Raw genomic sequence first — 21,668 nt, 5'->3', positions numbered from 1 at the left:
CTACGCGTGACCATCTATGGTATTTACTTCGGCCTGCTCCTGCTGAAACGCCATATTCCGATCAATGAGCGCGTTTAGCCGTTCTACAGATGCAGCCGAGCGCAGGCCATCCGGTGGTGTATTCACGACGTAATCCAGCAACTGACCAAGTGTTGAAGTAGCCACGTGCATGCGCGTATCCGACGATGCGTAATAGATAAACACCGTGCCATCGTCGTCCAGAATCCAGCCATTCGCAAACGTAACGTTCGATACGTCACCGACGCGTTCTTCACCTTCCGGAGCAATAAAATAGCCAGCGGGCTTGTAGATTACTTTCGTTAGGTCATTTGGATCGGTCATGAACATATACAGCACATAACGCAGACCGGCGGCCGTGTTCCGAACCCCGTGCGCCAGGTGCAGCCACCCTTTCTCGGTTTTGATCGGTGCTGGTCCCTGCCCGTTTTTGACTTCGTAGACGGTATGGTAATGCTTTTCATCAACGATATACTCCTTTTCGACGACTGGGTTCTCCATCGAATCGGCGAAACCAAAACCAATGCCCCCCCCGGTGCCCGCTTCGATGAAACCATCCTGCGGACGGGTGTAAAACGCGTACTTCCCATTCACGAACTCCGGATGCAGCACGACGTTCCGCTGCTGGGGCGAAGGCGTTTTCAGATCGGGCAGACGTTCCCAGGTAACCAGATCGTGAGTACGGGCTATACCGCATTGCGCCACCGCCGACGACTCATCACCTTTTTTAGCGTTGGGGTCTTTCCGCTCGGTACAGAACAGGCCATAAATCCAACCGTCTTCGTGCTGCACTAACCGCATGTCATATACGTTGCCATCTGGAACCTCGGTTTCGGGCATGGTGATGGGGCGCTCCCAAAACTGAAAATTATCAACGCCGTTTGGGCTTTCAGCCACGGCGAAGAATGATTTCCGGTCCATGCCTTCTACCCGAGCCACAAGCAGGTATTTGCCATTGAGCTTAATAGCACCGGCATTGAAGGCTGCATTGATCCCAAACCGCTCCATCAGGTATGGATTTGTGGTCGGGTTCAGGTCGTACCGCCAGAACAGGGGTGTGTGCTGTGCCGTCAGCACAGGATAGACGTACCGATCGAAGATGCCGTTACCAAGAAGTTGTTTTTCGTTCTCGCGGCTGATGAGATCAACGTATGTTTTTTCTAGCTGCTCTAGCCGTTGCTGAAAAGCGATGTTCATCGAGACTGTTTTGATTGAAGTTAGTGAGGACGAAATGTGGTCCAGCTGATGTTGTTGCCATTTGTTTGTGAGCCACCAGAGTTATTTCCACCGTTCGTTTCTTTAGATTTAGACAGGTTGTATTAATGCATGAAAGCTGGTCTATTACCAACCGGTTCAGGTTGGGGCGTATCGGTTGGTAGTTTGTCCCACCAGGTTTTCTTCAGGATGATAGCGCAAACAGCCAATAATCCCAGCGTAATGAAAAACTCGGTATTCATCTTGACGATCAGATACATGGGCAGCATCGTCAGGCAGCATTGCGCAATCACACCGATCATAATGTTGAATGCATCGAGTTTGAAGTTTCGGTTGGCCTCAAACGTCGGATCTTCGGCGACTACCTGTTTATGTATGGGTCCCCAGACACCCCAGGGCCGCACCGTTTTATAAAACGTTTTGAGCGTTTTGGTATCCGTGGCCGGTGTCAGCAACGATCCGGCGATGCAGCCCGCCAGCGAGAGACCAAACAACAGCGGGAAGTAGTAGAGCTCCAGCGTTTCCTGGAACACATAAGGCAGAATCAGCGCCGGGACGATACCCGCTAACATTCCCCAGAAGAAACCGCTCGCGTTGAACCGCCACCAGTGCCATTTCAGCACGTTGGCCGCTACGTAGCCACCATACAGGGCCGATACAATCCACTGCAAAATGCTGTTGACGTCTTTGGCAAACAGGCCCATCAGAATCCCCAGGCCAGCAACCAGCAGACCCGACAGATAATTCATGTTGGCAATGCGCCGGTTCGAGGCTTTTGGCTCGACGTATTTTAGGTAAATATCATTGACAATGTAGGCTTGGGCGGCATTGAGCGTACCAGCAAAGGTGCCCATAAAGGCCGCCAGCAGACCCGCCAGTAACAGTCCGAGCAGTCCGGCTGGTACAAACTGCTGAATGGCCGCTGGTAAGATCTTCTCAAAATCAATACCCGTTGCCGAACGCAGGTCGAGCTGGTCATAATGCAGCAAGGCGAGCACGGCAAAACCCATGATCATGGCGTACCGAACGGGTAGCAGCACAATCGACACAAAGCCGCTCATCTTGGCCGCATCCTGTGGCGACTTGGTCGAGAGTACCTTCTGCATGTCGTAGTTCGGCGCTGGTCCGGCCAGACTCGCCAAAATGCCTTTAAAGGTCATCATCATGAAGAAGACGCCGAAAAGCGAATAGCCATCCGACTTGATCTTGTTATTGACCTCATCAATTTTACCGGTCCAGTCGAGGTCGTCGAGCGTCCAGTGGAAGAACGGATTGAACCAGCCCGACGGCACCACCAGCGGCTTGGCGCTAAGATTCTCCATGGCGATGTAGGCGATAACGACGGCGGCAATACTCATAATAACGTATTTCAGCACGTCACCGATTACAATGCTAGTCATGCCACCCAGGATGGCGTAGAAAACGGCAAACGCAGTGAAGATGATTCCGTAGAAGTGCGGTACATAAGCCGGGCTTACCGAAAATGGTACGTAAGGCGCCACGTTCTCAAACGGGATGAAAATCTCGATGAACTTGCCTAGCCCTACAAACCCGTACGCCAGAAAACCCAGGCAACTAAGTAAGGCAAACACCACCACAATAGTATGTGACGCCGTAACGCCCCGCCCTGTGCCGAAGCGTGTACCAATCCACTCCGCTCCGGTAGTCACGTTGGAGCGACGCAGCCAGATGGACAGATACATCATCATGAAAATCTGGTTGAACACCGGCCACAGCCACGGAATCCACAGGCTCTTCATGCCGTAGACAAACGCCAGGGCCACCATCCACATGGTTCCCGAAATGTCGAACATATCTGATGCATTCGACAGACCGAGCATGTACCAGGGCAGGGTTTTACCACCCAGCATGTAGGCTTCTTTATCTTTTGAGGCCCGTTTTTTCAGCACGAGACCTAGGATGATAACGGCTACCAGATAGGTAATTATAATGCCGATATCGAGCGCAGATAACTTCATAACAAGGAGTTAAATAATCGAGTAATTATTGGGTTGGCGGGTTAGGGGCATACAAACGCTCAGCTGCCGTTTTTGTGCCAAACAGCACGTTCGGGTTTGCATAAAACGCCTTGAAATCATCAGCGCTGGCCTGCCCCTGGAACGGAGCAAAATACTGGCGCTGGCCTTCGTTACGCCACACAAGTACGTACGACAAACCCGCGTTCTGGATCACCGGCATCAGAATGTTTGTCCACCAATTGGGTTGAGACACCTGAGCTAGCCCCGTTTCGGTCATGGCCCAGACTTTGCGCTTCTCCTGCCCAATGCTACGTAAGGTTTCCACCATCCGGCGGGTTTCCGGTACATAACGATTAGTCGTATCGCCCCTGGGCCGGTGATAAATGTCAAAGCCTACGATGTCGACGTAATCATCGCCCGGATACCGTTCGAGGTAGTCTTCCCGCGACGTAAACCGGTCCGTCGAATACGCGTAGAGCAAGTTATGCACTTTCTTTTTCCGTAGGTAATCGACGGTATAGCGCCACATTTTTACGTATTCTGCCGGTGAACAATGGTTTTTACCCCACCAGAACCAGGAACCCGTATGCTCGTGAAATGGCCGAAAAATGACCGGAATAGCCTCGCCATTGGGGCCTTTCAGGCTTTTCATGTACACCGCTACTTTTTTCAGCCATGAGGTATAGCGTTTGAGCGCCTTGCGGTCATTGAACATCCGGCGAATGGTCGAATCCTGTTTGTCCCAGCTCGTTTTGGTTAGATCGAGTGGGTTGTTTAAGTGCCAGCTATAGGTGTTGACTCCTCCTTGCGCATAAGCCTGCTGCGCCAGCGCCCGCTGCTTATCAAACGGCACTTTGTCGAGATTGGCCGCACTGTCGAGTTCGAGCCGCCCCAGATCCCAGCCAAATACCGCCGGGTACTCACCTACTACGTCTTTGATATCGGAGCGGCCAGGTTGGTACTGCCAGCCAACACCATAGGCAAGGTCATCCTGATGCCCAAACATGACGCCTTTGGTGGAGAGACGTTGTAAATTAATATACAAATTTTTAGTCTCAGCCGTCGCTTTAGGGTCAATCGGCAAGGTTTGCCCTTGACTGCTTAACGAGCCCAACAGCCCCAGGAAAACGCAGAAAGCGTATCGTACCATTACTGATTATGTATTGCGGTTCTGCCGCCGAACACCTTGTCCGGTTATCAAAATAGCTGAATGACAGGGTTCTTCGTCTGCCCAATTACTTCATTGTAATGGGATCGTTAGTCCGGACTTATCTGGAAATTTTGACAAAACAAATTTATGTCAGTGTTACAAAAATGTACTAATACTTTTTTATCATTTTGTTCAACAAAACAACATGATACAATTATATCTTTTCCCACAATCTGGCAACAAAGAAGTATATCAGCAACTTTTATATGGATAACCCTAGAACCTATACAACTATTTTTAGCTGGCAAGTAACCAGCCATAAGTACTTTTTTATCAATTCAGCTTGTATATCTTTGCATTACTAACAAATCCTTAAACCTCATTATCGGCTCATGAGTACTATTTACCGTGAGATAACTCCCTTAACTCAAAGTGATTGTTTCACGCTCTTTTCCCGCGTAAAAAAAGAGTTTGATTTTCCGTTGCATTATCATGAGGAGTTTGAACTAAATTTTATTGCCAATGCCAAAGGTACCAAACGCATTGTTGGCGATCACTCCGAGGTCATCGACGGATTGGAACTGGTTCTGGTTGGCAGCAACTTACCTCATGGCTGGTTCACTCACCAATGCCAAAGCCAGGATATTCACGAAATTACAATTCAGTTTCACCGCGATCTGTTCGACGACAAGTGGCTAAGCCGGAATCAACTCAGCTTCATTCGGGCCCTGTTGGAGCGGTCGGTCAAGGGCATTTTGTTCTCTCAGGAAACCACCCAGATTATCCGGCCCCGTATTGAAGCGCTGGTGCAAAAAAACGGTTTCGACTCGGTGCTCGAACTGTTGTCAATTCTGCATGACTTATCCACCTCGCGCAACATGCGGACGTTATCGAACGTGACGTTCACCAACGACCACATCACCTACAACAGCCGTCGGTTAGAGCAGGCGTTTGCGTTCATGCAGGCTAACTACGACAAGAACATCTCGCTGGCCGATGTTGCCAAAACGGTGAACATGCTGGACGTATCGTTCAGTCGGTTCATAAAAAAGCGAACCGGTAAAACGTTTATCGACAGTTTAAACGACATTCGGTTGGGGCATGCCTCACGCTTGTTGATCGACACAACCTGTACAGTGGCTGAGATTTCGTACAAGTGCGGCTTCAACAATCTTTCGTATTTCAACCGCATATTCCGCCGAAAGAATGGCTGCACCCCTCGTGAGTTCCGCTGCAACTACTCGGGTACGCGTGTGTTCATTTAGCGCGAGCAGGCGTAGTAAAGGCAGACACCAACCCGCGTCAATATGCAAAGACCTTCTCCGTTTTACCTATACCAAAGAAGGTTTCATTTTGAAACAGCTTCGGTGGCTACGCTAGCACTACCCGGGAGCCGTTGTTCGTAGTTAGCGTACTAGTTTGGTTCAATAAGTTCAAATTAATAATCCGAAACGGCTTGCCTATCTGCGCTTTTTCCCGTTTTAGTTTTATTTTTGCTTTAATACTTACAATACCAATATGGATACGCAATCAACCACCACTGCATACCCCTGGCGACGCTTCTATCCAAAAGGAGTGCCGCACGAAATCAATCCCGATGCTTATCCATCCCTGGCTGCCCTGCTGGAGGAGGGATGCCAGCGCTTTACGGATCGCCCGGCTTATGCCTGCATGGGTAAACAAATTACGTTTGGCGAGTTAGATAAGTTATCACAGCAGTTTGCGTCTTTTTTGCAGCACGACCTGGGCCTTAAGAAAGGCGATAAGCTGGCCATTCAGATGCCAAACACGCTGCAATACCCGGTAGCTATGTTTGGGGCATTGCGCGCCGGGCTGGTGGTGGTCAATACCAATCCGCTCTACACGCCCCGCGAAATGCAGCACCAGTTTAAAGATTCCGATGCCAAGGCCATCGTGATTCTCTCAAACTTTGCGAGCAACTTAGAGAAGATCATCGATAAGACGGCCATTCAGCACGTCATAATAACTCAACTGGGCGATTTACTGGGGTTTCCCAAAAAGCAGATCGTGAACGCGGTGGTTAAGTACGTAAAGAAGCTAGTTCCTGCTTACAATCTGCCAAATGCCATCTCGTTCAACGATGCATTAAGTCGGGGAAGTCGTCAGCCTTTTGAGCGGGTTGAGATCAAAAACAGCGATTTAGCTTTTATTCAATACACAGGCGGCACAACTGGGGTTTCAAAGGGAGCCATGCTAACCCATCGGAATATCATTTCCAATGTTGAGTGTCAGCACTACTGGATGAAGCCTGGGAACGTAGCGGAGGGAGAAGGCATTATTGTTGCCGCCTTGCCCCTGTACCACGTTTATGCGCTGACGACTAATGCCTTAGCCGCTTTGAAAAGTGGCGCAATGAACCTGCTGATCACGAATCCCCGTGACATGAACGCGTTCATTAACGATTTGAAAAAGTATAAAATCACGGCCTTTACGGGCGTTAACACACTCTACAACGGCTTACTCAACCAACCACGTATCAGCGAGGTAGACTTTAGTCACCTGACCGTTACGTCAGCTGGCGGCATGGCGCTGCAAACATCGGTGGCCGAACGCTGGGCTAAACTTACGGGCAATACGCCTTGTGAAGGATACGGCCTGACGGAGACCTCGCCTGTTTTGTGTTCCAATCCCATCGACGGTACGGTTCGGGTGGGGACCATTGGCATCCCCTGGCCCAGCACTGACATGAAAATCATTCGCGAAGACGGTAGCGACGCAGCCATTGGCGAACCTGGTGAAATTGTTGCCCGTGGCCCTCAGGTGTTCAGCGGCTACTATAACCGTCCCGACGAAACGGCCAAGTCGATGATGGGCGATTGGTTCAAGACCGGCGACGTTGGTATTATGAATGAAGACGGCTTCTTCAAAATTGTTGACCGGAAGAAAGACATGATCCTGGTATCGGGCTTCAACGTATATCCAAACGAAATAGAAGACGTAGTAGCGCAATGCCCAGGTGTGTTAGAAGTAGCCTGCATTGGCGTTCCCGATGAGAAGTCGACAGAGGTAGTGAAGATTTTTGTCGTCAAGAAAGACCCATCACTTACTGCTGATAGCATCAAAGCGTTTTGCCGCGAAAACTTAACACCCTACAAGGTGCCGCGGGTTATTGAGTTTCGCGACGAGTTACCAAAATCGAACGTCGGTAAGATTCTTCGCCGACCCCTGCGGGACGAAGAAATGGCCAAACTTAAGAAGGCGTAACTTCAGGTGGTCAGAAATAGTCAGGTAAGGTCAAGTGTTGTAACAATACCTGACCTTACCTAACCACTTCCTTAAGCGGCTAATACTTCGCTCGGCTGAACAGCGAGCACCTGCAACTCCTGTTGAAACCCTTTCACCTGTTTAATAAAGCGGCTCGCCTTCCGACGGGATACGTCTACCTGGTCGCCGTTGACAAGGCTAACTCTCATTTGTTGAGGGTCGGGATGTATACTGTCGAGGTAAAGGAGATTAATGATGTTTTTCTTGTGTGGGCGGACAAATACTTTTGGCGACAACCGGCTTTCCATTTTCTTTAATGTCAACGACACCATCAACTGGCTCCCGTCGACAAAATGAAACACGGTGTAATTTCCTTCGCCTTCCAGACGCACGATCTGGTGCATGGGCATTTTTTTGCGATAGCCCCAAAAAGGAAGAGTCAGATCAGGCATGGCGAACTGATCGGCAATCTGTTCAACACGAGCGTGCGTTAAAGGCTTGGCCAATAAAGTTGCTTTCATAAAATACTTATTAAAGGTGTGAATACATTGTGTGATTTGCGCTCCAACGATAGTGTATCAGTTGCATACAAAGTCTACAGAAGCAAGTTTACACAAAATTCAGTATCAATCTGTTAAGCGATAGCAAAAAAATATTTCGGGTAAACCCTAATACACTCTACAAGACGTAGGTTCTCTTGTACTTCAACCCCTATAGAGATTACCCCCAAGAACATGGCCGGTAACGAACTTATTGGTCAGCTTTAGCCTTGACAATACGAGAACAAGTACACATATATTAGCATGGCAACCCTGCTCGATTTAGTCGGCAATACCCCACTCGTTGAATTAAACCGGCTGAATCCTAATCCTAACGTTACGCTATACGGCAAACTCGAAGGCAACAATCCCGGCGGCAGTGTAAAAGATCGGGCGGCTGTCAGCATGATCCAGGGAGCCCTGACACGGGGCGAACTGAAGCCGGGCATGACCCTCGTTGAAGCCACCAGCGGCAATACCGGCATTGCCCTCGCCATGATTGCCCGACTCTACGACATTCCCATTGAGCTGGTCATGCCCGAAAACTCCACCCGCGAACGCGTACTGACCATGGAAGCGTTCGGCGCTAAAGTAACCCTGACCGAAACCATTGAGAGCGCCCGTGATTACGCCGACGCTCAGGTGCAGAAAGGCGGCTATTTAATGCTCAATCAGTTTGCCAACCCTGACAACTACCTGGCCCACTACCGGACGACTGGGCCTGAAATCTGGCGCGACACTACGGGGCAAATCACCCATTTTGTGTCGTCGATGGGCACCACCGGCACCATCATGGGCACCTCGCGATACCTGAAAGAGCAGAACCCATCGGTGCAGATTGTGGGCTGTCAGCCTACCGACGGTTCGTCGATTCCCGGCATTCGCAAATGGCCGGTGGAGTACTTACCCAAAATCTTCGATCCACAACGTGTCGATCGCGTTATGGAAGTGTCGGAAGAGCAAGCCACCCTTATGACGCGCAAACTCGCTAACGTAGAAGGCGTTTTTGCCGGCATGAGCAGTGGTGGTTCGGTTCATGCTGCGGTCGAACTGGCGCAGGAATTAGAATCCGGTGTCATTGTCTGCATCATCTGCGACCGGGGAGACCGTTACCTCTCGTCCGAATTATTCGGATAAGACACTAGCGCAGATGGTGCATAGCTACTGATTGTCGCCAACTGGTTGGAAATTAGCTGAGACGTAATAAAAGGTCTTGCGTAAGTTTCCAACCAGTTGGCTATACTCATTAAGGCCGAAGTAGCTTTACCGCCTTACGTTCCTGAGCGGTGTTTATCTGCACAACCAGCAAGCCACTGCTACGTCCGAGGGGCATAGTCACCCGCTCCATAGCTCCCGACTGGCTGATTATGTGCTGATATATGGAACGGCCCTGACCATCAATTAAAGTAAGCTGAACTTTCTGGCCGGTTACCCCCATGATCTCCAGCTCAGCCGCTTGCCCCACGACCGGGTTACCCAATACGCGCACCTGTAAACCACTACCGGATTCTTTCGTAGCGACGCGTGCTCGCCCACAGGCTGCTTTCAGGTTCCAGGTGTAGGTAACCATCTTGCCGCTCTGACGAGCCATGAGCGTGAACGGCTGCACATCGTCCACGGTGCGGCTTTCTTTATCAACAAATTGGTTAGGATTACTCGTCCAGGCTGTAATACCTATTGCCTGAAATTCAATCAGGCTGCCGTCTCCCCCACTGGTCCGAAACGTAAACGCACCGCTGGCGCAGTCGTAACTAGGAGCAAGCAGTGTTAAGGCGTCGCCCGTTGGCAGGTTCGTTGGTGATACGGTAATACGGAACGTTGCCGAAACTGGGTTATTCGGGAAAGCCGCCGTTCGGGCGGTAACGGTCACTGTGTACACGCCACTGGCCGAAGAGTTACCCACGATAAATATGTTGGGAACATTCGGTGCCTGCTGACCCGATAAGGATAGGCCATTGGGCAGGCCACTCGCCCAAAAAGACCAGTTTGAGGAGTAGCCTGGCACATTGGTCGTCGGGTCCGAAAAGTAGGAGCCTATAGGAAAGTTTATGGATTGCCCCACCGCTACCGACTGGTCAGGAACGGGGCCATTCAACACGGGCGGACCGGGTGAAGGCGCACTGCTACAGGCCGCTTTCAAGTCAAAGTTATAACTGGAGGTCGCTCCGCTCTGAGTCGCTGTGATCGTGATTACCTTAGGATCATTCCGTAATCCCTGTTCGACGACGCCAAAGTTGTCAGTTAATGCCGAGCGGGTAATACCAGGCGCCGAGTACGTAATGGTTGTATTATCGCCCCCTACGGTGTTGAACGTGATAGATCCCGTCTGGCAGTTATACGTTGGTGGCGTTAAGGTGAGTCCCGTACTGTAGGATGGATCGCTCTTTTTGAGTTTGGTTATCTGGTTATTGGAGCTGACAAACACGATGCCCCCATCGCCCGCCTTGCTAATTCCTTGTAAAGAACCGTCCGTCGGCCCGTCGAAGGTGCGCCGGTCATTGACGCTTAGCGCGACCGGATTATTCGGTGCCACCTGAGCAGCCAGTACCGTAACAACGTGCGGGTCGGCCCCGTTTTGGCGGTTTGTGTTGCCAACAGCGTAAAATAGACCACCGTCTCGATTGATTATTGTGATGAACGATTCGGTAGGTGGCGTATTCAGAAGTCGGGCTCGTCGAATGCTACCGGTTAAACCGAGCTCTAAAATAGCCGTCGTAGGCTCTGAAACGCTAGCCGAAGAAAGTGGCAGCCCAAATCCTACCAGGGCATACCCAATACCATCGGCTGCTAAGGTGACATCTGTAACAGGAAGGATCTGGGACACGGAGTTGGGCAAGGGACCATTTGAGTTGGTATTGACGGGTACGTCAGTCAGCAGCTTTTGCCAAACTACATTGCCGTCGGTATCCAGCTTGGCAGCCCAGCCCGTATTACCAATCAACGATGGATTGGCCTCACTGATGAGGTTGCCCGTCGTGTTATAATAGCCAACGATCAGATAACCACCATCCGGCGCGTTGATCACGGCCTCTGCTTTGGTCAGGCTGGGCTCGGTGGTGCCCGAAGTAGGATAAGCCACCTCTTTGGTCCAGGAACGACTTCCACCCGCATCGTATTTGATAACCACAACTTTCGTTGTTGGCACCTGATATTGGGGATTCGTGAAAACCAGCAGGAAGCCACCGTCGGGGGTGCCAACCATGTCCTCGAATATGCCTTCGCCGGAATACCCAATTAGGTCGCTATCCTCCCACCGTCTGACGCTTCCGTCAGCAAAAATTTTTGTTATGACATTGGCGCTTCTGAGTGATGTTTTACCCATAATGGCCAGACCCCCATCGGTAGTAGGTGCGGTCAAAAGCACTTTGGCAATTGTCTCATAATCGTAGCCATTAATTCTTCCACCAAGGTAAAAACCGCCCTTAAACGGCCCCTTCTGCCAAATTATATCTCCCTGAGGTGAGTATTTGGTAAACCGGTCCCCTCCCTGACCAGGAGACGTTGGCGATGGAGGTGCGATCGAAACAAAATCAGTCGTGACAATATTACCATCGGTAGTCACGGCTAGTGTTGATCCGGGGCGGGTCCATTGAACATCCGGAATCAACTGCGCCCAGGTAACTTGGCCATGCACCAGTCCTATGCCTAGTAAGGCCCGCCAAATACCTTTCATTGCCTGTAAGTAGCTCTTTTCCATATCAGTAAAAGTTGAGGGTTATAAACACAAAGCCCAGTCAATACGGCCGGGCCTCTAAGTTAGAGCACTCCACAAAGGGTTATTCTCCACTGTTACGCATTGCCCCAAAATTGAAAGCAATAGTCCCAATACTGTAAGTTCTTCCGCTAAAGCATAGGTAACAGCCGGAATAAAGCATGGGCGAATCAGGCCTGACTAAGACCCGCTGCTATATATTCCGTTGGTGTCTTCTGATAAAATTCTTTAAAAACGATGGTAAAGTAAGCGGGTGTTTTGAAACCCACCAGATACGCCGTTTGCGATACGTTATAGCCTGCTCGTAACAGATCAGCCGCTTTTCTAAGTCGGTACTGACGAATCAGCTCGTTGGGAGAAAGCTGAATAAGGCTGTGGATCTTGCGGTATAAGGTTTTTCGGCTCATTGCCAATTGGTCGGCCAGCCAATCGACGTTCAACGACGGATCTTTGAGATGGGTTTCGAGCAGTTCATAAACCTGGCGCAAAAACGCATCCTGAACGACCAGGAGCGGACTAGGCATATCAGGCTGTGTTAGTTGCCGCCGATACTGATCTCGTACTTTCTGCTGATGAGCAAGCAGGTTACGTAGTCGGAGCAGGAGCTCATCCAGGTGAAAGGGTTTGGCCAGATAGTCATCTGCGCCCTGCTGTAGCCCTTCAATGCGGCTATGGTGAGCCGCCTTAGCCGTCAGGAGCACCACCGGAATATGGTCAGTGTCAGGTTGGTTCTTTATGAGTCGGGTAAGTTCATAACCGTCCATCCGTGGCATCATCACATCCGAAATCACAAGGTCAGGCAGCTCACTCTGGGCCAACTGCCAGCCTACCTCACCATTCGTAGCCGGCAGGACTCGGTAGTGAGCTGTCAGTTCACTAACCAGGAACTCGCGGAGTTCGTCGTTATCCTCCACGATGAGTATTCGTGGAGTTAATGATTCATTAGCCGACTGGCTAGCGAGCACAAACGGCGGAGTATCTGTCAGCTCGATATTCGTAACAGGTGCCCACCTTGGTAAAACAATCTTGGGTGTATGCGCCGTGGCTGACACAGACTGAACCGGTAGTATCAACGTGAAGGTAGTACCAACCTTTAATTCGCTTTCGACGGTAATGGTGCCACCTAACAATCCAACAAGTTCTTTGGTAAGGGCCAGCCCAATGCCTGTGCCTTCGTAGGCGCGGGTACGTGAGGTATCTACCTGGTAAAAGCGATCAAAAATATGCGGAAGATTCGCCGGAGCAATGCCGATGCCAGAATCGACAATCTGAATTTTTACGTCGACGATTTCACGCGTTTCTGAGGAATAGGCGGGCGTGAGGCTAAGCGTTACGCGTCCACCAGCTTCCGTGAATTTCAGCGCGTTCGACAACAAGTTAGTCAATATCTTTTCCCATTTGTCGGCGTCGAACAATTGTTGATGAGCCAACTGCTCGGCTGTATATTGTAGCGTTACTCCTTTTTGCTCGGCTACTTGCTGGAACGACTCAACCAGTTGATCGACAAACTCGATCAACTTTCCCTGTGTCAGAGAGATGGCCATACTATTTGCTTCCAGCTTCGACAAGTCAAGCAGTTGGTTAATGAGCCGCAATAACTGGTCTGCATTACGTCGTACCAGCGACAGCATCTGGCGAGTTGGCGGGTCGAAACGGCGGTCCTGCATCAGCTTCTCCACCGGTGCGATGATGAGCGACAGCGGTGTGCGAAACTCGTGGGTGATGTTTGAGAAAAAGCGCGTTTTTAGCTCATCGACCGCTTTGAGTTGTTGGGCCTCCCGACGATTAAGCGCCATCTCCTGACGCTGTCTGACCCGACTTGTGTAATACCGGATGTATCCCCAAATGGCCCCGCCAGCCAGTAGCGCATACACCCCATACGCCCACCAGGTTGCCCACCAGGGCGGTTGAATAAGGAAGCGAATGGATGCGCCTGTCTCATTCCAGACCCCATCGCTGTTGGCTGCCTTCACCCGGAACAGATAGTCGCCCGGTGGCAAGTTGGTATAGTTGGCAAAATGACGATTACCATTTTGTACCCAATCTTTATCAACGCCAATAAGTTGATGCGCGTACTGATTTTGCTCCGAGAGCACGTAGGTCAATGCGGCAAACTCAAACGATATAAAGTTTTCATCATGGGTTAGCGTAAGTACGTTGCCCGTTATCGGCCGGGGTTTAGTTAATACGTTTACTCCCGTTATGTATACTGGAAAGGGGCGGGTATCGTCGCGGATACTATCCGGATTGAAGTGAACTAAGCCATTCAGGGTACCGAAAAACAAGCGATTATTTTTTTGAAAGACGGCATGTTGCAGAAAATCATTACTCGGCAATCCATTTATAATTTCATAACTGCGAATGACCTTTGTCTGGGGGTTGAACCGGCAAAGCCCTTTGCTGGTACTTAGCCAGATATACCCGGCTTGGTCACTCGTGATACCAACGATATTGTGACGACGCATATCTCCCGGAATAGAAATAGCAGAAAACAGGCCGGTTTGAGGATCAAAGCGATTTAGTCCGCCCTGGTTAGTGCCAATCCAGATCATACCTTTTTTGTCTTCGTGTATAGCCTGAACGTCATTACTGCTCAACCCACCTCCCAGCCCCGCCGTGTACCGGGTGAACTGTCCTGTCTTGGGATTTAACCGACAAACACCTTGCTTCCGGATCAATACCCAGACGTCGCCAGTATGGCTGACCAGTAGGCCATGTATGTATTTGGCGGGTAAGCCACTGGTATCACTTTGTTTGTATTTATAGTACTTGTACTGCCCGGTATGCGGATTGAACGAAGCAATACCGCCATCGCCACCGAGCCAGATATCGCCCAAAGGCGACCTGTCGATGAACTGAGCTGGTATATCAGAGGGGTACTCTTTGTACTGGCCTGATATCTGATTAAAATGATATAAACCATTCCAGGTACCGATCCACACGCCTTTTAAGCCATCAGCCAGAAAAGAATGGGTATAATTCTTATGCTCACTCGTTGTGCCGAGGTCGTGAGCAGGTATGGCGTATGGATGAGTTTGCCCGGCCTGTACACGAAACACGGTATATCCACTGCTGATCCAGAGCTGATTATTGTTATCAAGTAGCAGTGCGTGAACCTTGTTCTCGGGTAGGTTCGCTATACTCTTATTGGGTCTAACCTGATACGTCACGAATGGCTTGTCTGTGACACCCTGCCGATCAATGCCATTATCAGTACCTACCCAAAGTGTGCCAGCCCGGTCGTGATAAACCGCCTGGGCGTTATTACTGCTAATGCCTTTAAGCGCCGATGGGTCAGGCCGATAGGTATACACCTGTTTGGCTGACGGATTGATGCGTTGCAAACCACTGGTTGTCCCGACCCAGATCATACCAGCGGCATCTTTGTGCAGGGAGTTTAGATAAACAAACGGATTGATGAGGCCACCCGGATTATACGCTACGAGCTGCCAGGGGTACCGACATAAGTTAAGCTGAAACAAGCCATGGCCCGCGGTGCCAAGCCACAAGGTTTCCTGATCATCCAGGTAAAACGAAATAAACGTAGGCTCGGGCCCCGAACCAACACCAGCCGGTACTGACGTAAACAGACCGGTTCTGCGCTCAAATAAGTATAACCCATGCAACGTAGCTACCCAAAACCGATGCTGCCGATCTTCGAACACCGTCTTGATAGTGGCACCAGGCTGGGGTACCGGAAACAGTGTAAACCGACGGCGTGCCGGTTCGTAGCGAGCCAGTCCTCCCAGCGTACTTATCCATAAAACATGCTGGCTATCTTCATAAACAGCGTGTTGAAAATTCCACAGGCTGGCATTGCTGGCTCGAATGGGATGGTAAATGACACCTCCAGTCAGTTTATTAACCTCGTGTAGCCCTCCTTCCGTTGCAGCCCACAATCGATTAGTGTGATCTTCGCATAAACCATTAATCAGGTTGTTCTGAAAACTACCGGGCACGTTGTTTGCATCGGGCTGTAGTGCCGTGAACGTATATCCATCATACTTATTCAACCCATCGTTGGTACCAAACCACATAAAGCCTTCCCGGTCCTGGAGGATACAGTTGACCGAGTTATTGGAAAGGCCGTCTTTAACCGACAAATGCTCGAATTGATTATCGATACGCTGGTTTTGCGCCTGTACCTCAACCAACTTGCTAGCATCACTGAGTTGAGCAATTCCCTGATTATAGAGAATTAGTAAGAACAAGAGCAAGTAAATTTTCACTGTGTACGTTGCTTACTATACGCATTAGTTAAAAATACTTAAAGTACAGGATATCGGCTTTCTCCCTATAACTGGGCGACTGACTACCCATATTCGCAACTCAGAAGCATAACGACGCTCTTTTAGTAAGGAAGCCAGCGGTATTTTCGGTAAATTTGCGGCATGTACAAGCGTATTATTTTGCCGCTGTTGTTTCGATTTGATGCCGAGACTATTCACCATGTCGTCACGTCGCTGCTCAAATTCGCCTTTGCCATTCCTGGTGTATCGGCCATTTGCCGGAAATTGTACGTAGTCGACGATCAACGTTTAGCCCGTACCGTGTTTGGGCTTACCTTTCCGAATCCGATCGGTATGGCGGCCGGATTTGATAAAAACGCGGAGCTCGTCAGCGAGCTTAGTGACCTGGGCTTTGGCTTTGTTGAAATTGGGACCGTAACGCCCCGCCCGCAACCTGGCAATCCGCGTCCGCGCCTGTTTCGGTTGAAAGCCGACCAGGGACTGATTAACCGCATGGGTTTCAATAACAAAGGGGTTGGCCCGGCCGCGGGCCGATTGCAGCAGTTTAAGGCAAATCGAGGAGAACGTAAGGTGATTGTTGGGGGTAACATCGGTAAGAATAAAGATACGGCTAACGAAAACGCCTTGAGTGATTACCTGATTGGTTTCCGGGAACTGTTCGACGCCGTCGACTATTTCGTTGTCAACGTGAGCTCGCCCAATACGCCCGGTCTGCGCGATTTGCAGGAACGTGAGCCCTTAACCCGACTCCTCACAGCCTTGCAACAAGAAAACCGCCAGCGTCCCGCTCCAAAGCCTATTCTTTTAAAAATTGCTCCTGACTTAACCAATAGCCAACTCGATGACATCATAGCCATCGTGGCCGAAACGGACATTGCGGGCGTCATTGCTACGAACACCACCATCAGCCGGGCCGACCTGCTCACCGATGCAAACGACGTAACGCAAATGGGTGCGGGTGGTGTCAGCGGTCGTCCATTACGTGAGCGCGCTACAGAAGTAATTCGCTATCTGCACCAGCATTCGGGTGGGGCGTTTCCAATTATTGGCGTTGGCGGCATCTTCTCCGCCGACGATGCCCTCGAAAAACTGCGTGCCGGCGCCAGTTTGATCCAGGTCTATACCAGTTTCATCTACGAAGGTCCGGCCTTAGCCAGGCGCATCAATCGCGAGTTATTAAACTATCAGGTCGTTCCGTTTTCGACGGCTTCGTAGCCCGTTCGTGCGAAATATTGACCGCATAAGGATGTTTCGTGTAAATCGATGCGTTTGTTCGCGGTTTTTCGTTAAAAAATGGGAAATTTACTTCTGCCGCTACAGCTTCACCCCAACGCATGGCACAACCGACCACGTCACCCCGCCAAAATACACTCAAACGTACTGCTGAACGTAACGAACCACGTCCACCGCGTGGTACCCCCCGCGACGGTGCCTCAGCCAGCCGCTCCCGACGCCCTTCGTTTAACTGGGGCGCGGCACTCGATCGATGGTTTACGGATCAACGCTCGACGTTAACACTGGGCGTTCTGCTGATGGGCTTAGCCCTGGGGCTGTTTATTGCCTTTGTGTCGTATCTGCTCAACGGATCGGCCGACCAGAGTGTAGTGGGAGCCGCGTTTTCGGAACCGCTGGCCGAATCGGGCGCCGAAACCCGGAACTGGCTTGGGCTGGTGGGGGCCTACGTCGCCCATGTGTTTGTATTCCGCTGGTTTGGTATTGGGGCACTGGCATTACCAGTCATTGTCTTCCTGGCGGGATACAAAATGACCTTCGGTTACGAACTACTGCCCCTTAGCCGATCGACAACGGCCTTACTATTTGCCGCCGTTTGGTCTAGTCTTATGCTGGGGTATATCGTACTCGTTACGGACTCCGCTCAAACGTCCAGTGTCTGGTGCGGTGGCATTGGCTTTGAAACCAACGTTGCCCTATACAGTCTGTTTGGCTGGGGCAATCTGGCGTTCATCGGCTTTCTGTTATTCTTCTTTGTCATCTATTTTTTCGATATACGTAGCCTCAAGATGCCGGATTTCTCCCGGGTGGCTCCATCAAAATCTCAAAAGCATAGGGGTGATGCACTAGACACCTATGAGCAGGGCGATGTTGACACAGACAACCAAGATGAACTTGACGAAGCGGAAGCGCCTACCGCTGCAAACCACTTTGTAACACCGGAGCCCGTCGAGGAGCCGCCAACCAACGGGTCTGCAACTAAGAGTTATGTACCTGAGGAGACTCCACTACCCGAAGTTATTGCTAGAGCAACGGGCGTTACGTTAACCATTAAGAACCGGGAAGCCGTCTCAGACGAGCCAACGGAAGAGTTAAGCGCTACTCCTTCTCCCACGTTTGAACCCGACCCATTCGAGGACGATGATCTGGTTGCCGTTCATGGCTTGTACGATCCAACTCTCGACCTGCCGCAATACCTGTACCCGACGAATGAGCTGCTAACGGACTATCAGAACACCCGGAAAGCCCAAGTATCCGACGATGAGCTAACCGCCAACAAAGAACGCATCGAAAGTACGTTACGGAACTTCGGTATCGAGATCGACTCCATCCAGGCGTCTATTGGGCCGACGGTTACGCTCTATGAAATTGTGCCCGCCAAAGGGGTGCGTATTTCCAAGATCAAAAGCCTGGAGGACGATATTGCCCTGAACCTGTCGGCGCTCGGTATCCGAATCATTGCTCCCATGCCCGGTATGGGCACCATCGGCATTGAGGTTCCGAACAAAAACCGCGAGATGGTGTCCATGCGGTCGGTCATCACGAGCGATGTCTTTACCAATAGCAAGTTTGACCTGCCCGTTGTGCTGGGTAAAACGATCTCGAACGAAATCTACGTAGCGGATCTGGCTAAGATGCCGCACTTGCTCATGGCCGGGGCAACTGGTCAGGGTAAGTCCGTTGGGTTAAACGTGTTATTGACGTCGCTGATTTACAAAAAGCACCCGTCCCAGTTGAAATTGGTGCTGGTCGACCCTAAAAAGGTAGAACTCACCCTGTTCAATAAGCTAGAACGGCATTTTCTGGCCAAACTACCGGATTCGGAGGAGCCCATCATTACCGATACAAAGAAGGTGGTTAACACCCTCAATTCGCTTTGTATCGAGATGGACAACCGCTACAACCTGCTGAAAGATGCTGGCTGCCGCAATCTCAAAGAATACAACGCTAAGTTTGTGAAACGAAGGCTGAACCCCGAAAAAGGCCACCGGTTCCTGCCGTACATCGTCCTGATTGTGGACGAGTTAGCCGACTTGATGATGACCGCCGGTAAGGAAGTTGAGCAGCCCATTGCCCGTTTGGCCCAGCTCGCCCGAGCCATTGGTATTCACCTGGTTGTGGCTACCCAGCGGCCGTCGGTTAACGTTATCACGGGCTTGATAAAGGCCAACTTCCCGGCGCGTTTGTCGTTTAAAGTAACATCCAAGATCGACTCACGCACTATCCTCGATACGGGTGGCGCCGAACAGCTGGTGGGCATGGGCGATATGCTCCTTTCGTCAAATTCCGACATCATCCGATTGCAGTGTCCATTTGTTGACACAAACGAGATCGAAGAGATTTGTGAGTATGTGGGCAATCAGCGCGGTTATGATGATGCCTATGCCTTACCAGAATTCGTTGGCGACGACGGCGGTCAGGGCGACGAAAAAGACGTAGACCTCGACAACCGTGACCCAATGTTCGACGAAGCGGCTCGCTTGATTGTTATTCACCAACAGGGTAGTACGTCGCTCATTCAGCGTAAGCTCAAACTTGGCTACAACCGGGCTGGTCGCTTGATTGACCAACTGGAAGCCGCCAAAATTGTCGGTCCTTTTGAAGGCAGCAAAGCCCGCGATGTATTAGTTTCAGACTTGCAGATGCTGGAAGAGATGCTCAAGCGCCTGAAAGGCGAATGATGCCGAAGCTAGCCACTTTAACAATCTTCGACCCATACGAAACGTTGTAGGCCTAGCCTAACGCGTTAAACTTTTCGCTTCACTTTACAGTCTAACTACAATAAAAACAGCTTTTTACCGAGCTACGCAGATAGCTTTAATTGACGAGTAACCCATATAATAATGAAAAAACTAGCATGGATGCTGAGCCTGGCGCTCTTACTGACAGTACCCGCCACGGCTCAGAAGGATAAACGGGCCCAGAGTATCCTCGACGCAATGAGTAAAAAATATAAAGCCTTAAAATCATACCAGGCGGCATTTACGTTTGCCAGCGCCGGAGGTGGGGCTAAGGAGTCGTATAAAGGTGATTTAACGGTGAAGAATGAAAAGTTTCGGTTACTATTAGGCGGTCAGGAAGTGTTTACCGACGGCCAGACGATGTCTACCTACATTAAAGAATCGAACGAAGTGAATGTGCAGGACTATGACGCCAGCGCCAACGGCGAACTGAATCCGACGCAAATTTACACGATCTATAAGAAGGGTTTCGATTACCGTTTCCTGAAAGAAGAGAAGCAGGGCGGACGGACGCTCGAAGTAATCGAACTGACCCCAAACCGCCAGAAGAGCCCGATTCAAACGGTACAGATTTCAGTAGACAAAGCCGATAAGTCGGTCCGAAACTGGCTGATCGTTAACAAAGATGGCAAGCGTACATCGTACACCATTACCAAGTTTACGCCGAACGTCAACCTACCAGACTCCTTCTTCGTTTTCGACAAGTCGAAACACCCCGGCGTTGAAGTCGTAGACTTACGATGATTCATGAGTTACGATCTACGAATTATAATTTGTTGCTAGCATTGGCTAATCAATTGTACTTCGTAGATCCTAACTCACCTATCCTTACACTTTCGCTCCGTATGAAAGGTCTCCGGCGTCGCCGAGGCCGGGAACAATATAAAAGTGCTCATTCAGGTGATCGTCAATGGCACCCAGCCACAAATGGCACTGCGGTAATTGTTGTTGTACGTGCCGGACGCCTTCGGGACTGGCGATTACAGCCGCAATGTGCGTTTGGGCCGGAATACCGTAACGAAGCAACGCATGATATACTTTTTCGAGCGAACGGCCGGTCGCCAGCATCGGATCGCAAAGGATAAGTACTTTGCCACTTAGGTCTGGTCCTACAATGTAGTCCATCTCAATTTCAAACTCGTCGCCTTCCCCAGGTACGTAGCCGCGATACGCCCCGGCAAAGGCATTTTCTGCCTGGTCAAAATAATTGGCAAATCCCTGGTGAAAAGGTAACCCTGCCCGAAGAATAGTAGCCAGAACTGGCTGTTGACGAAGCACTTGTGTATCAGCAACACCGAGTGGGGTTTTTACTTTTACGTTGTTATACGGCAGCGTCTTCGAGATTTCGTAAGCCATCAGTTCACCCAGTCGCTCCAGGTTTCGGCGGAATCTAAGGCGGTCGCGTTGAATAGAAACATCGCGAAGTTCGGCTATAAATTGGTTAGCCAACGAAGGCTGCTGGGTAAAAACAAACATAAGAAGAGAGCGTCTTTCGCCGTAAATTAGCCGCATGGTTGGCGTATATCCAAACCAATTGCCTAATTTAACCGACTCATACGGCCTGTTTCGTCGTCTGATCAAGCACAGCAAGGCCGACAGCCGGTAA

The 21,668-nt window shown here is 50.5% G+C and carries 13 protein-coding genes; 6 read left to right on the top strand and 7 right to left on the bottom strand.

From position 1 onward, the window contains the following. The 3 genes from ACFSUS_RS12610 to ACFSUS_RS12600 form a co-directional block, all read right to left on the bottom strand. A complete protein-coding gene (locus tag ACFSUS_RS12610; protein ID WP_381523058.1) occupies nucleotides 1–1,215 on the bottom strand; it encodes a glycoside hydrolase family 130 protein in 1,215 nt (404 codons plus the stop codon). A gap of 122 nt (nucleotides 1,216–1,337) precedes the next feature. Continuing rightward, nucleotides 1,338–3,212, bottom strand: coding sequence for a sodium:solute symporter family protein (locus ACFSUS_RS12605; protein ID WP_381523056.1), 1,875 nt, complete (start codon nucleotides 3,210–3,212; stop codon nucleotides 1,338–1,340). 25 nt (nucleotides 3,213–3,237) lie between these two features. Then, nucleotides 3,238–4,362, bottom strand: coding sequence for a glycoside hydrolase family 26 protein (locus ACFSUS_RS12600; protein WP_381523054.1), 1,125 nt, complete (start codon nucleotides 4,360–4,362; stop codon nucleotides 3,238–3,240). A 392-nt stretch (nucleotides 4,363–4,754) separates the two neighbouring features. On the opposite strand from ACFSUS_RS12600, the gene ACFSUS_RS12595 reads away from it, so the two are divergent. Further along, nucleotides 4,755–5,627, top strand: a complete 873-nt coding sequence (locus tag ACFSUS_RS12595; RefSeq protein ID WP_381523053.1) for an AraC family transcriptional regulator — start codon at nucleotides 4,755–4,757, stop codon at nucleotides 5,625–5,627. 253 nt (nucleotides 5,628–5,880) lie between these two features. Continuing rightward, nucleotides 5,881–7,587 (top strand): AMP-binding protein, encoded by a 1,707-nt coding sequence (locus tag ACFSUS_RS12590; RefSeq protein WP_381523051.1) that lies wholly within the window; start codon nucleotides 5,881–5,883, stop codon nucleotides 7,585–7,587. 71 nt (nucleotides 7,588–7,658) lie between these two features. Here ACFSUS_RS12590 and ACFSUS_RS12585 read toward each other — a convergent pair whose 3' ends face one another. Continuing rightward, entirely contained in the window at nucleotides 7,659–8,108 is a 450-nt protein-coding gene (locus tag ACFSUS_RS12585; protein WP_381523049.1) for a LytR/AlgR family response regulator transcription factor, read from the bottom strand. Between the two features lie 282 nt (nucleotides 8,109–8,390). Here ACFSUS_RS12585 and cysM point away from each other — a divergent pair, with 282 nt between their 5' ends. Further along, nucleotides 8,391–9,263 carry a cysteine synthase CysM gene (gene cysM / locus ACFSUS_RS12580; protein ID WP_381523048.1) on the top strand — a complete coding sequence of 291 codons (873 nt, stop codon included), beginning with the start codon at nucleotides 8,391–8,393 and terminating at the stop codon, nucleotides 9,261–9,263. A 109-nt stretch (nucleotides 9,264–9,372) separates the two neighbouring features. On the opposite strand, the gene ACFSUS_RS12575 is transcribed toward cysM, so the two are convergent. Further along, nucleotides 9,373–11,823, bottom strand: coding sequence for an Ig domain-containing protein (locus ACFSUS_RS12575; RefSeq protein WP_381523046.1), 2,451 nt, complete (start codon nucleotides 11,821–11,823; stop codon nucleotides 9,373–9,375). A 185-nt stretch (nucleotides 11,824–12,008) separates the two neighbouring features. Then, the gene (locus ACFSUS_RS12570; RefSeq protein ID WP_381523044.1) at nucleotides 12,009–16,067 is read right to left on the bottom strand and encodes a hybrid sensor histidine kinase/response regulator transcription factor; all 4,059 of its coding nucleotides are present in this window, start codon (nucleotides 16,065–16,067) and stop codon (nucleotides 12,009–12,011) included. Between the two features lie 162 nt (nucleotides 16,068–16,229). Here ACFSUS_RS12570 and ACFSUS_RS12565 point away from each other — a divergent pair, with 162 nt between their 5' ends. The 3 genes from ACFSUS_RS12565 (at nucleotide 16,230) to ACFSUS_RS12555 (ending at nucleotide 20,806) form a co-directional block, all read left to right on the top strand. Further along, entirely contained in the window at nucleotides 16,230–17,303 is a 1,074-nt protein-coding gene (locus ACFSUS_RS12565; RefSeq protein WP_381523043.1) for a quinone-dependent dihydroorotate dehydrogenase, read from the top strand. A 119-nt stretch (nucleotides 17,304–17,422) separates the two neighbouring features. Further along, nucleotides 17,423–20,002, top strand: a complete 2,580-nt coding sequence (locus ACFSUS_RS12560) for an FtsK/SpoIIIE family DNA translocase (protein ID WP_381523041.1) — start codon at nucleotides 17,423–17,425, stop codon at nucleotides 20,000–20,002. A gap of 162 nt (nucleotides 20,003–20,164) precedes the next feature. Then, nucleotides 20,165–20,806: a LolA family protein gene (locus tag ACFSUS_RS12555; RefSeq protein WP_381523040.1), complete on the top strand. Its 642-nt coding sequence runs from the start codon at nucleotides 20,165–20,167 to the stop codon at nucleotides 20,804–20,806. A gap of 84 nt (nucleotides 20,807–20,890) precedes the next feature. On the opposite strand, the gene upp is transcribed toward ACFSUS_RS12555, so the two are convergent. Then, complete coding sequence (gene upp / locus ACFSUS_RS12550) at nucleotides 20,891–21,538, bottom strand: uracil phosphoribosyltransferase (RefSeq protein WP_381523039.1); 648 nt, start codon at nucleotides 21,536–21,538, stop codon at nucleotides 20,891–20,893. Between the last annotated feature and the right edge of the window lie 130 nt (nucleotides 21,539–21,668).

It is taken from the genome of Spirosoma soli, assembly GCF_042684525.1.
GTDB classification, from domain to species: Bacteria; Bacteroidota; Bacteroidia; order Cytophagales; family Spirosomataceae; genus Spirosoma; species Spirosoma soli.
Note: the sequence above shows the minus strand (reverse complement) of the source record. Positions and strands in the feature narration are given on the sequence as shown.